The organism is Enterococcus massiliensis (assembly GCF_001050095.1).
Taxonomy (GTDB): domain Bacteria; phylum Bacillota; class Bacilli; order Lactobacillales; family Enterococcaceae; genus Enterococcus_C; species Enterococcus_C songbeiensis.
The window spans coordinates 693,344-705,114 of the sequence record NZ_CVRN01000007.1 but is presented as its reverse complement, the minus strand read 5'-3'; the positions used below and the strand labels follow the sequence as shown (position 1 = coordinate 705,114).

The window sequence follows — 11,771 nt, the reverse complement described above, 5'->3', positions numbered from 1 at the left end:
GGTTAGAAGAGGAGAATGATTATGGATGTCCTAACACATAAATGTCCCAATTGCGGCGGGGCATTGACTTTTGACCCTGACGACCAGAAATTTCACTGTCCCTATTGTTTGAGTATTTTTACAGTTGATGAAGTAAGCGCCTTTGAGGAAAAACAAAAACAAGCGCAAATGGTGGATGAAACAACAGCCGCCAGTGACCAAACAACCGAAACAACTGAAACAACTGAAACGACGGACGCCGATGATGGATTAGCGGAGTCGATGGATTTATTTCTCTGCCCCAGCTGCGGCGCAGAAATCGTAACTGATGCAACCACCGCTGCCACCTACTGCTACTACTGTCATAACCCGGTGGTCTTGCAGGGGCGCTTAAGCGGGAAATTTCTGCCTAGCAAAGTTTTACCTTTTTCAGTCGGCAAAAAAGCGGCAACCGAAAAATTTTTAGCTTGGGCACAGAAGAAATGGTTTGTGCCGAAAGACTTTTTCAGTCAAGCTCAAGTAGAAAAACTTACCGGCGTTTACTTTCCTTATTGGAATGTCGATGCCGAAACCAAAGGCGAAATCACCGGAACCGGTACTTCTTTGCGGGTTTGGCTCGTGGGAGATATTGAATACACCGAGACCAAGCAATATGAGATTGAGCGAGCCGGTACCATCAAATTTAAGAACTTGGTTAAAAATGCACTTTCAAAAAATGTCCAACAAAAAATGGTTAGTGGGGTACAACCTTTTCCCATGGATAAAGCGGTGGCATTTAAAAACCAATACCTTGCTGGCTTTCAAGCAGAAAAACGTGACATTGAGTATTTGGAAATGAAGCCTGCAATTGAAAAAGAATTATCTTCCTACAGCGAAGATTTGCTAAAGGAAACTGTCGGCAGCTTCTCCACTTTTGTGACGAAACAAAAACAGGTTGAACTGACCGCAGAAAAAGAAGATTATTTGCTGTTACCGGTTTGGCTTGTCACTTACCGCAGCAATGAAGCGGATAAAAAAATCTACTATTATGCAATGAATGGTCAGACCGGAAAAGTCAGCGGTATTTTACCCATTAGTTATAAAAAATTGGGCGCTACCGCATTTGGAATTTTTCTGATCGTCTTACTGCTCTTCTTAGTTGGGGGGTATTTCATTTGAAAAAGCTTGGGCTTCTTTTATTCGGTATCGTCGCCAGTCTTCTTTTTGCCCATCCGGCTATTGCAGCCAGCGATTTAGTAGAAGATGATGCACAGTTATTTACCGACTCACAAATCACCCAGCTCAACGAAACCGCAACAAAAATCGGTGAAACCATCAAAGGCAATGTTTTTATCGTAACCACCTATGACAATCAGGAGGAGCCTCGTGATTTTGCTGATGATTATTTGCGGGAAAAAGTCGGCAACAATCAAAATGGTGCTGTGTTGTTGCTGGATATGAATCAACGACAAATTTATATCTCGACATCTGGAAACATGATCGATTATTTAACCGATCGGCGGATCGACACTATTTTAGATGCGTTAGAAACAGAGATGGGTGATGAAAATTATTTTGAAGCGGCAAAAACGTACCTAGAAAAAACAGAAACCTTTGTTGCAGAAGGAGTTCCCGGCGGTCATTACCGGGTTGATGAAGAAACTGGAAAAATCACTCGTTATAAAGTGATTACTCCTCTTGAGATTGGTATTGCTGTAGCAGCGGCACTCGTCGCAAGTATTGCCTTCTTCTTGGTTACAAAATCAACGTATCAGCTAAAACGAGGGGGCTACACCTACGCATATCATGAAAATGCAGATGTCCAGTTAACAAAAAAAGAAAATCGGCTGGTTCACTCCTTTGTTACAACTCGCCGAATTCCGAAAAACAACAATTCCGGCGGTGGATTTGGCGGCGGTAGCACCACCCACTCCAGCGGCGGCGGAACGTTTGGCGGCGGTGGCCGAGGATTTTAAGAAAATAAAAAAAAGCGGGATACAATCATGTAGTAACCTCCAAAAGTTAGATTTTTTGGTCTAACTTTTGGGGATTGCTTCATCATACCCCGCTTTTTTCTATGCCAGTAATTGTTGAAACCATGCAACGACTTGATTAAATTTTTCAACGATAAAATCAGCCGCTTGTTTCAAAAAACTGCCAAGATCGTCGCTATCAAAATTGGAGACCCACTGATTAACCTGAGAAAAAATATCCTCTCGAAAGATCCAGAGCAAAAATACAATGGCTAAAAAGCCAATCAGTCGCCAGATAAATGAGCCGATTTTAAAAATAAAGTAGATAAGTAGTGCAATAGCTAGCCAAACAAAAATTTGGGTCATTGGATTTTCCTCCTATCCTTACTTTCATTATCCTCAAAACTCGTCGAAATAACATGCGGCTTGCGACGGATTTTTCCTTCTTCTATAAAAGTGTACCTGATTTCTTTCCGTGAAGAAAATAAAAAATCCCAACGATTGAAAAATCGCTGAGATCATTTCTCACTCTTTGCCGTCTAGAATATTCAAGCGGACTTTCTTGGGTCCTTCTGTACGCACGCCGTAAACAATCGTGCGAATCGCTTTAGCGACCCGACCTTGTTTGCCGATGATACGACCGATATCTTCTGGAGCAACAGATAAGTTGTATTCATAGAAATCATCTGATTCAACTACATCAAGCGTAATTTGATCAGGATGCGTAACCAATGGTCGGACGATTGTTAAGACTAAATCTTTCAAATCTGTCATAATTGGTCCCCTTATTTCTTAGTGAATTTTGCTTCGTGATGTTTTTTCATAACGCCTTCTTTTGAAAGGATGTTACGAACTGTATCAGAAGGTTGAGCTCCTTTTGATAACCAATCTAAAACTAGATCTTCTTTTAAAGTTACTTCTGCAGGGTCTTTCAAAGGATTGTAAGTACCTACTGTTTCGATGAAACGTCCGTCACGAGGAGAACGTGAATCTGCTACTACGATACGATAAAAAGGACTCTTTTTAGAACCCATGCGTTTTAAACGAATTTTTACTGCCATTACGATTACACCTCCATTAGTCTTAATCACAAAAGATAGTTTACCAGTTTTTTGATAAGGTGTAAAGAGTTTTTTCTTTACAGTCCAAATTATTTTGGCGTATCTTTTGTCATTTCAGACTTTTCTCGCTAAGATAGAGATAGAACCAAGAAATGGAGGAAGGAACATGACAAAAAAAATTGGTATTTTAGTAGGTAGTTTACGAGAAGGCTCCTACAATAAAATCGTTGCAAAAAAATTTGCTGCGCTTTTACCCGAGGGCTATGAAGCAGTATTCATCGACTTCAGCACACTCCCATTTTATAATGAAGATTTGGAAGTTGAAGGAAAGGTTCCGGAAAGCTGGCAAGCCTTTCGTCATGAATTGCAACAAGTGGACGGCATTTATTTCTTTACACCAGAATACAATCGTTCCGTGCCTGGCGCATTGAAAAATGCGTTGGATGTAGGCTCTCGTCCTTATGGGCAAAGTTCTTGGGATGGCAAACCTGCTTTGGTGGTCAGCGTTTCTCCTGGAGCAGTTTCCGGCTTTGGTGCAAACCATCATCTGCGTCAGTCCTTAGTTTTCTTGAACATGCCAACGTTGCAACAGCCTGAAGCTTATATCGGCAACATTTTAAATCTTTTAGATGAAAACGGGGAGATTGTACCTGATACCGTTAGTTACTTCCAATTGATTACCGATAAATATATCGAGTTTTTTGAAAAATTAAAAGGCTGAGAACTTTCTCTCAACCTTTTCCTAGCACGCACTCTTCGGATGGCGTGCTTTTTTATTTGTGAATTTTACGGTAATGCAGTTCATAAAGTTGTTCCATTTGTGTTGTGTCAACCAATTCAAGGCGTTGGTGATAATTTCCATCTTCAAACAACCGCTTGCCTTTTCCTAATAGGACAGGGGCGATTTGAATCCACCATTCATCAATCATATCTGCCTCCAACAATGGCTTTAAAAGATTACCGCCGCCTACAAACCAGATCATTTTCCCTTCTTGCTGCTGCAATTGTTTCAAATACGCAACAGGATTTTCCGAAACGACCGTAGCATCTGGAAGTTCTTTCAATTTACGGGAAAACACAATGACTTCCTTGTCTTGATAAAAAGGCGTGCCTTCCGTCAGTTTTTTTGCTTCTTCATAGGTTTTTCGTCCCATGACCAATGTATCTGTCAACTGATCAAAAGCAGCATACGTTGTTTCTCCTGTGGGGGTATCAAAAAGCCACTGCAAATTATCTTCGGTATCTGCTAAATAACCATCCAAACTAATGGCTCCATAAAAAACGAGTTTACGCATCATTTTCCTCCTAATGTTTATTTTTCGTCAAACTGACTTCTTTTACGGTTTCATGACAGGGGCAAGTGAGTAAATGGTCATTGACCATACCAATCGCCTCCATAAACGCATAAATGATGGTTGTCCCAACAAATTTGAATCCTCTTTTTTTCAAATCCTTGGAAATCTCATCTGACAATGGCGTTTTTGTTGGGACTTCTTCTGCTGTTGCAAACTGATTTTCGATGGGATGAAAATCAACAAATTTCCAAAGATAATCAGAAAAACTGCCAAATTCCTTTTGAATCGCTAAAACACATTGGGCATTGGTGATCGCTGCTGCAATTTTTAATCGATTCCGAATGATGCCACTATTTTGCATCAACGAGTCGAATTTCTCCTGATCAAAACCAGCGACGGTTTCAATATCGAAACCTTCAAACGCTTCGTCAAAAGTTTCGGTCTTGTTTAAAATCGTGTTCCAGCTTAATCCGGCTTGATTGAGATCAAGAACTAATTTTCGAAAAAGCTGTTGGTCGCGAAATTCCGGTACACCCCACACTTTATCGTGATACACCTGCATTTTTTCATTGGCTTGTGACCAAGGACATCGTTGCATTTTATCCCTCCTTTTCTATTGATTTTGCTACAGTCAGTTTACCAAATAATTACAAAAAAAGATTGCATTTCAAACTGTACTATGTATACTAGTACACATAGATACACTTTGAGGGAAAGGAGTTTTTCAGATGGTTTTAATTAATAAAGGCAGCAGCAAACCCTATTATGAACAACTAGTGATGGGGATCAAAGAAGATATTTTGCATGGCGTATTGAATGCTGGCGATCAGTTGCCTTCTGTCCGTGAGATGGCAAAACAGTTGTTGATGAATCCAAACACGGTCAGTAAAGCCTACAAAGTCTTGGAAACGGAACAAGTATTGGTAACCGTCAAAGGCAAAGGTACCTTTGTCAAAACGATGACAGATTCCCCAAGAGATGAGGTTCGGATTTTGCAATTGAAAGAACAGCTCAAAGAATTAGTGATCGAAGCACTGCATTTGCAAATCTCGCAAGCTGAGTTGATTACTTGGGTCAAAGAGGCCGAAGAAAAGTTAGGAGGACAGTAGCATGAAAATTACGAATCTCTCAAAAAAAATCGGACAAAAACAAATTTTGGAAAAAATTGATTTTGTCCTTTATCCAAATGAAATTGTGGGACTAGTCGGTCGAAACGGTTCGGGGAAAACAACTTTATTTCGGACAATTGCCGATCATTACTTACCGGAGAGTGGAACGATCACCATCAATGACCGCAATTTACAACAAGATCCAGCATTAAAGGCACAGATTTTTTATATCGATGAAGTCGATAATTTTCTAAAAGCCTATTCGCTGAAAAAAATCGGTGAGTTTTACCGGGCAGCTTATCCTTTCTTTGATCAAGACCAGTTTCTAGCATTAACAAAAGAACATCAGCTACCGTTGCATCTTTCCTACCGCCGCATGTCAAAAGGAATGCAAGGCCTGTTCCAAATGATTCTGGCAATCAGCTCAAATGCCACGTATTTATTGTTGGACGAACCTTTTGACGGTTTAGACGTCATTATTCGCAAAAAAGTAATTGGGTTATTGTTAGGTCATATCGCAGATGGAAAACGCACGGCAGTCATCGCTTCCCACAATTTGCAGGAATTAGAAGGAATTATTGATCGTGCATTGCTCATCAAAGGACAAACGATCGTCAAAGATTACCGTTTGGAAACGATGCGTGAAACGGCAAAAAAATTCCAAATGGTCTTTAAAACTAAAAAAGTACCGCAAATCGTTAAAGACAATTCAAAACTGATTGCTTTCCAAGGACGGGTGGTCGTTGCTGTGTTTGAAAATTATGATACCCAATTAGCGGCCAAAATTTTGGCAGAACAGCCGTTGGTTTTTGAAGAACTACCGTTATCCTTGGAAGATTTATTTGAAGCAAATCTAAATAAAGAAGAACTTTACAGATAGGAGGAGTTATCGATGCTTAACACGATTTATCAAAAACGCTACGGCAAGATTTTGATTGGCCTTATGTTGCTGATTATTGGCAGCTATGCACTAGATGGGTACAATACTGTAACCTCATGGCACAGAACCAATGACCATTATCAAGCAGAAAAAACAAAGAAAGAATATATCGAGCATCCAGAATATTATACGTATTGGGATGAGAATGCGCAAAAAGATGTCTCCTACCCTTCTTATGAAGAATATGTTGATCAAGCGTTATATGTTTTTCAATCGATGGAGGATGCTGCCGGAGCTCCTTCCGATCAAGAAAAACGCAAGGAATATGATGAAAACGAAACCTATTATCATGTTTCAGGTAGTCTCTTTTCCCGTTTAGTGATTTTACTTGTGGCACTTGCCGGATTTTTGCTCTTCTTTGTGGATGAGAAAACCGCCTTTAATCGTTTCTTATTCTCATTGCCCGTTAGTCGCAAAGAACTATTTCGTAAAAAAATCACCCATATTGCCTTCCCTCTTTTGGGTTCGGTAATTTGCGGGCAACTGCTTTACACCTTCATTTTCTATTTTGGGATTCCACAACCCTATATGAATGTGGAATTGACTCGGTTACTTTTTTCTGTCGCAAATAATTTCTGTTTGATTGTCTTAGCCTTGTCGTTGAGTATCTTTATTGGCTCAATGGTCGGAAATCTGATTTTCGGTCCTCTGACATGGCTCATCTTTATCGGCTATGTCAGCCTTGTTCCACAAGCCGTCAATTATTATATCAATTTAGGAGAATTGGCACAGGGCAACGATTCTCATGTCATGTCTAATTTAGGTAACCTGCTCTTTATTCTTGAAATTGGTAAAACCAGTGGACGTTGGTATATGGGACTGCTGGCACTCATTCTTAGCGGACTATTTTTATTATGGGCGTATCGAAATTTCCAAAAATTATCATTGGAACACGATGGGGATTACTTGCTGCATTCACATTCCCGCTTCCCAATCTTTTTACTCATGACCTTGTTTGTTTTCTCCATTCAAAATACATTTTTCAGCGGTTGGGACGATTACTTTTTTAGAATTTTAGAAAAGAAAGAAGCATCGATTTTTCCGCCGATTTTCCAAAGTTTGTTTGTTTTATTGGTTGTTGCAGGAATCTGCTTTACCCTCGTTTACTTCTCCAGTATCAAGACCTGGCTTCGCTTGCGAAAAGAACGCAAACTGGCATTACGTTAAATTTAATTCATCCTTTTTAGACCGGAAGAAAAGTTTCTTCCGGTTTTTTGTGATATCTTTTCATTATCACCGTACCTATTTTTGTATCGCCCATAAGTTAGATTTATACTGATAGCAAAACCGGCTTATGATACACTCAGTCATGTATTAAAATTTGTTTTCATTAAAAATGATTAACCTATAGGAGGAAAAACATGGAATTATTTCTTACACTTTTGATTATCGCGTTTTTTGTTGGACTAGTTTACGTTTTATACCAACTCAGCAAACGCCACGTTAAATTCTCAACACGGGTTTTCGCCGGATTGGGCATTGGGGTCGTTTTTGGCGGCATCGTCCAATTACTATTAGGAAACGGAAATGAAAGCATCACTTCGGCAATGTCTTGGATCAGTATCGTCGGTAGTGGGTATATCTCTTTCTTACAAATGTTGGTTATGCCTTTGGTTTTCATCTCAATCGTTGGCGCTTTTGTTAAAATGAAAGCTTCCGAAAAAATTGGAAAAATCAGTACAACGATTCTGATTTCACTTTTGGGAACTACCGCTATTTCAGCACTTATTGGTTATGGTTCGACGATTTTATTTGGCTTACAAGGCGCAAAATTTTCCGAAGGTGCTGCCGAAACAGCTCGGATCGCTGAACTTGCGACTCGTCAAGAAGCGGTTGCTGATTTGTCGATTCCTGAACAAATCGTCTCATTTATTCCAAAAAATGTTTTTGCAGATTTCGCTGGTACTCGTGCAACCAGCACAATTGGTGTCGTGATTTTCTCCGCATTCGTAGGAATCGCTTATCTGGGAATCAAACGCAAAGCACCAAAAGAAGCAGAATTTTTTGCGAATCTGATTGATAGCTTGTATAAACTGATTATGCGTATCGTAACTTTGGTCCTGCGCTTAACACCTTATGGTATTTTAGCTCTAATGACCAACGTCATGGCAACCAGCAACTTTACTGCTATCGTCAATCTTGGGAAATTTGTTCTTTCTTCCTACGTTGCTATTCTCGTTATGTTCCTTGTTCATTTGTTGATTTTGGCAACAGTCAAAGTAAGTCCTGTGACTTATTTGAAGAAAACCTTCCCTGTATTGAGTTTCGCTTTTTCTTCCCGTTCAAGCGCGGGTGCTTTGCCATTAAATATTGAAACGCAGCATAAAGCCTTAGGTGTTGACGAAGCAACAGCCAATTTTGCTGGAAGCTTTGGTTTATCCATTGGTCAAAACGGCTGTGCCGGTATCTACCCAGCGATGCTGGCAACGATTGCGGCGCCAACTGTTGGAATCAATGTGTTCAGTCTTGAATTTATTTTGATGTTAATTGCTGTCGTAACAATCAGTTCCTTCGGTGTTGCCGGTGTTGGCGGCGGTGCAACCTTCGCCTCATTGATTGTTTTAGGTTCAATGAATTTACCGGTTGCAATCGTTGGTTTAGTTATTTCTGTTGAACCACTGATTGACATGGCACGGACAGCATTGAACGTCAGCGACAGCATGGTTGCTGGTTTGGTGACCAGTGCCCGTATCAAAGAATTGGATCGGGATACTTTGAATGATACGGATAAATTTGTCAGTGAAAATGCTTAACCATTTCAAAAAGGGTGTTTCTCAAATCGAGAAACACCCTTTTTCTATCGATTACTTATGTTACCTGCTAGTTTGGCAAATCGCTAAATCGTTCAACCTTCATTTTAAGTTTGTACTTTGTTCTAAGATCAGCAATTTGTTTCATCATGGGCGATTTGTGGTGAATAGCAATTGCTTCTTCATCTACCCAGCGATCAATCAATAGCACGGACTCCGGATCTTCTAATGGAAAGTAATAGTCATATTTTTCATTTCCTGCCTGCTTGCGAATTGCTTCCACGATTTTTTGGGAAATCATTTCCTCTGCAAACTTCCTTGCATTTCCATTCTTACCGGTATACAAAATATTCACTGTGATGCTCATCTTTTTCTCCTTTTGAAAAAGCTGCCGAAAATCGCTCATGATTACGACAGCTTGTTTCTTATTTCCGCTTTTTCTTTTTCTTCTTATTTTTCTTTATCATGCGGTTCATGGCCATTTTACCCAGTTTGCCTTTTACTCCGGTACCAAACATTTGATCCATACCGGGAACGTTCATATCCCCTTTGGACATTTTTTGCATCATGGTCCGAGCTTCTTTGAACTGCTTGATCATTCGATTGACTTCAACAACGTTATTTCCTGATCCAGCAGCAATCCGGCGGCGACGGCTAGGATTCAGCAGGTCAGGATTTTCCCGTTCTGCCGGTGTCATAGAAAAGACCATCGCTTTTTTCCGAGCTACGTCTTTTGGATCAACTTTGACATTTTCGATACCAGGAACTTGGTTCATTCCAGGAATCATTTTCAAAAGATCCTCCAACGGACCCATACCCATCACTTGATCTAATTGCTCGATAAAATCGTTGAAATCAAAGGAATTTTCCTTCATTTTCCGCGCAAGTTCTTCAGATTTCTTTTCATCAAAATCTTGTTGCGCCTTTTCGATCAATGTCATCATATCCCCCATACCAAGGATACGACTTGCCATTCGATCCGGATGGAAGACTTCAAGGTCCGTCAGTTTTTCACCGGTACCAGTAAATTTGATTGGTGCACCAGTGACTTGGCGAATCGACAATGCTGCCCCGCCTCGAGTATCACCATCTAATTTGGTGATGATAACTCCGGTAATACCCAGCTGTTGATTGAAACTTTCTGCTACATTGACTGCATCTTGCCCAGTCATCGCATCTACGACCAACAGGATTTCATTTGGCTGTGCCACTTCTTTGATTTGTTGCAGCTCTTCCATCAACGCTTCATCGATATGCAGCCGTCCGGCGGTATCGATCAAAACATAATCATTTTTCTTTTCCCGCGCGACTGCCATCCCTTGGCGAACGATTTCGACAGGACTGACATCTGTTCCCATATCAAATACTGGTACATCTAATTGCTGTCCCAACACTTTCAACTGGTCAATCGCCGCTGGACGATAAACGTCGCCTGCAATCATTAATGGACGTGCTTTTTCCGTTTTAATCAAATGATTGGCTAATTTTCCGGCAAAGGTGGTTTTCCCTGCCCCCTGCAGACCTGCCATCATGATGACCGTCGGAATCTTTGGTGATTTTTCCAAACCAACCGTTTCAGAGCCCAATGTCTTAGTTAATTCTTCATCAACGATTTTAACGATTTGTTGTGCTGGAGATAAGCTTTCCAGTACTTCTGCACCGATTGCCCGCTCCCGTACATTTTTCGTAAATTCTTTGACTACCTGTAAATTAACGTCGGCTTCTAAGAGAGCCAAGCGGATTTCCCGCATCATTTCTTTTACATCTGCTTCAGAAATTTTTCCTTTTCTCCGCAGTTTGCTCATTGCCTGCTGGAGGCGTTCTGTTAAATTTTCAAATGCCATCTCTATTCATTCCTTTATTCATCAATTTCTTGGATCTGTTTTACTAAATCAGCTAAGATTTCATCTTTTGGATAATGTGTCACAGCATACTCTGTCAATTGATCCAACACTTCACCCCGCACGATATAATCAGAAAACAAATGAAGTTTCTTTTCGTAATCCTCCAAAATTTTCTCCGTACGTTTGATGTTGTCATAGACTGCCTGACGACTAACGCCGTATTCTTCGGCGATTTCTCCTAATGAAAAATCATCGGCATAATAAAGTTCCATATAATTCATTTGTTTTTCCGTCAATAATGTAGAATAAAACTCAAAGAGGGCGTTCATGCGGTTCGTTTTTTCGATTTCCATCAACTTCCTCCATCATTTCCTGCCAATTTTCTTCTGAATAGACCTTGATTCCTTGCATAAGAAAGTAGGCCGTTGCTACGCCGACACCCGTTTTTTTCGTTCCCGAAAAGGTTCCGTCATAAATCATCTGACTGCCACAAGAGGGGCTGCGTTCTTTTAGAATGAGCTGAGTGACTGCGGCTTCTTGTAATCTTTGATAGGCTATACGGGCACCTTGCTTAAACATTTCCGTCACATTGGCGCCTTCTTTTGTCAAAACCTTCGCTTTGTCCTGCCAGACATCAAAGCCGTCACCGCCAACGATTTCTGCGGCCTCTCGTGGGATTGGTAGCCCTCCCAGTACTTCTGGACAAATTCTAATTGCCTGTCCTTCATCTACTAACCGGACCAAAGAAGGAATTTTTTGCGTTCCACCATCATAACGACAGAAGACACCGCCTAAGCAGGCACTGATTCCAATCATGAAAAACGCCTCCTTCTCTTGATGT

Annotated in this window: 16 protein-coding genes; 7 read left to right on the top strand and 9 right to left on the bottom strand. The window is 40.6% G+C overall.

The genetic code is table 11. The features are described 5' to 3' along the window. Positions 1 to 21: 21 nt before the first annotated feature. Together BN1875_RS10675 and BN1875_RS10670 are read left to right on the top strand one after the other, a co-directional pair. Positions 22 to 1,137, top strand: coding sequence for a TFIIB-type zinc ribbon-containing protein (locus BN1875_RS10675; RefSeq protein ID WP_048604821.1), 1,116 nt, complete (start codon positions 22 to 24; stop codon positions 1,135 to 1,137). After that, positions 1,134 to 1,934 (top strand): TPM domain-containing protein, encoded by an 801-nt coding sequence (locus tag BN1875_RS10670; RefSeq protein ID WP_048604820.1) that lies wholly within the window; start codon positions 1,134 to 1,136, stop codon positions 1,932 to 1,934. The genes BN1875_RS10675 and BN1875_RS10670 overlap by 4 nt, the downstream gene beginning before the upstream one ends. A 99-nt stretch (positions 1,935 to 2,033) precedes the next feature. On the opposite strand, the gene BN1875_RS10665 is transcribed toward BN1875_RS10670, so the two are convergent. The 3 genes from BN1875_RS10665 to rpsP all read right to left on the bottom strand — a co-directional run bounded on the left by BN1875_RS10665 (position 2,034) and on the right by rpsP (position 2,992). Continuing rightward, entirely contained in the window at positions 2,034 to 2,297 is a 264-nt protein-coding gene (locus BN1875_RS10665; RefSeq protein WP_048604819.1) for a hypothetical protein, read from the bottom strand. 159 nt (positions 2,298 to 2,456) lie between these two features. Then, entirely contained in the window at positions 2,457 to 2,705 is a 249-nt protein-coding gene (locus BN1875_RS10660) for a KH domain-containing protein (protein ID WP_048604818.1), read from the bottom strand. A gap of 11 nt (positions 2,706 to 2,716) precedes the next feature. Then, positions 2,717 to 2,992 carry a 30S ribosomal protein S16 gene (rpsP, locus tag BN1875_RS10655; protein WP_048604817.1) on the bottom strand — a complete coding sequence of 92 codons (276 nt, stop codon included), beginning with the start codon at positions 2,990 to 2,992 and terminating at the stop codon, positions 2,717 to 2,719. A gap of 166 nt (positions 2,993 to 3,158) precedes the next feature. On the opposite strand from rpsP, the gene BN1875_RS10650 reads away from it, so the two are divergent. After that, positions 3,159 to 3,713: an NADPH-dependent FMN reductase gene (locus BN1875_RS10650; RefSeq protein ID WP_048604816.1), complete on the top strand. Its 555-nt coding sequence runs from the start codon at positions 3,159 to 3,161 to the stop codon at positions 3,711 to 3,713. Positions 3,714 to 3,765: 52 nt separating this feature from the next. On the opposite strand, the gene BN1875_RS10645 is transcribed toward BN1875_RS10650, so the two are convergent. Beyond that, complete coding sequence (locus BN1875_RS10645; RefSeq protein ID WP_048604815.1) at positions 3,766 to 4,287, bottom strand: dihydrofolate reductase family protein; 522 nt, start codon at positions 4,285 to 4,287, stop codon at positions 3,766 to 3,768. A gap of 10 nt (positions 4,288 to 4,297) precedes the next feature. Continuing rightward, the gene (locus tag BN1875_RS10640) at positions 4,298 to 4,885 is read right to left on the bottom strand and encodes a DNA-3-methyladenine glycosylase I (protein ID WP_048604814.1); all 588 of its coding nucleotides are present in this window, start codon (positions 4,883 to 4,885) and stop codon (positions 4,298 to 4,300) included. A gap of 130 nt (positions 4,886 to 5,015) precedes the next feature. On the opposite strand from BN1875_RS10640, the gene BN1875_RS10635 reads away from it, so the two are divergent. From BN1875_RS10635 to BN1875_RS10620, 4 genes are all read left to right on the top strand, one after another. Beyond that, a complete protein-coding gene (locus BN1875_RS10635) occupies positions 5,016 to 5,396 on the top strand; it encodes a GntR family transcriptional regulator (protein WP_048604813.1) in 381 nt (126 codons plus the stop codon). Between the two features lies 1 nt (position 5,397). Next, a complete protein-coding gene (locus BN1875_RS10630; protein ID WP_048604812.1) occupies positions 5,398 to 6,276 on the top strand; it encodes an ATP-binding cassette domain-containing protein in 879 nt (292 codons plus the stop codon). 12 nt (positions 6,277 to 6,288) lie between these two features. Beyond that, positions 6,289 to 7,503, top strand: coding sequence for an ABC-2 transporter permease (locus BN1875_RS10625; RefSeq protein ID WP_048604811.1), 1,215 nt, complete (start codon positions 6,289 to 6,291; stop codon positions 7,501 to 7,503). A 194-nt stretch (positions 7,504 to 7,697) separates the two neighbouring features. Continuing rightward, positions 7,698 to 9,089 (top strand): L-cystine transporter, encoded by a 1,392-nt coding sequence (locus BN1875_RS10620; RefSeq protein ID WP_048604810.1) that lies wholly within the window; start codon positions 7,698 to 7,700, stop codon positions 9,087 to 9,089. Between the two features lie 67 nt (positions 9,090 to 9,156). Here the strand turns inward: BN1875_RS10620 and BN1875_RS10615 are convergent, their stop codons facing one another. The 4 genes from BN1875_RS10615 to BN1875_RS10600 are packed head-to-tail and all read right to left on the bottom strand — an operon-like array spanning position 9,157 to position 11,746. After that, positions 9,157 to 9,453 carry an antibiotic biosynthesis monooxygenase family protein gene (locus tag BN1875_RS10615; protein WP_048604809.1) on the bottom strand — a complete coding sequence of 99 codons (297 nt, stop codon included), beginning with the start codon at positions 9,451 to 9,453 and terminating at the stop codon, positions 9,157 to 9,159. A gap of 58 nt (positions 9,454 to 9,511) precedes the next feature. After that, positions 9,512 to 10,930, bottom strand: coding sequence for a signal recognition particle protein (gene ffh / locus BN1875_RS10610; RefSeq protein WP_048604808.1), 1,419 nt, complete (start codon positions 10,928 to 10,930; stop codon positions 9,512 to 9,514). 14 nt (positions 10,931 to 10,944) lie between these two features. Next, positions 10,945 to 11,283: a putative DNA-binding protein gene (locus BN1875_RS10605; RefSeq protein ID WP_048604807.1), complete on the bottom strand. Its 339-nt coding sequence runs from the start codon at positions 11,281 to 11,283 to the stop codon at positions 10,945 to 10,947. Next, positions 11,243 to 11,746, bottom strand: coding sequence for a 2-thiouracil desulfurase family protein (locus tag BN1875_RS10600; RefSeq protein ID WP_048604806.1), 504 nt, complete (start codon positions 11,744 to 11,746; stop codon positions 11,243 to 11,245). The genes BN1875_RS10605 and BN1875_RS10600 overlap by 41 nt, the downstream gene beginning before the upstream one ends. Positions 11,747 to 11,771 lie beyond the last annotated feature (25 nt).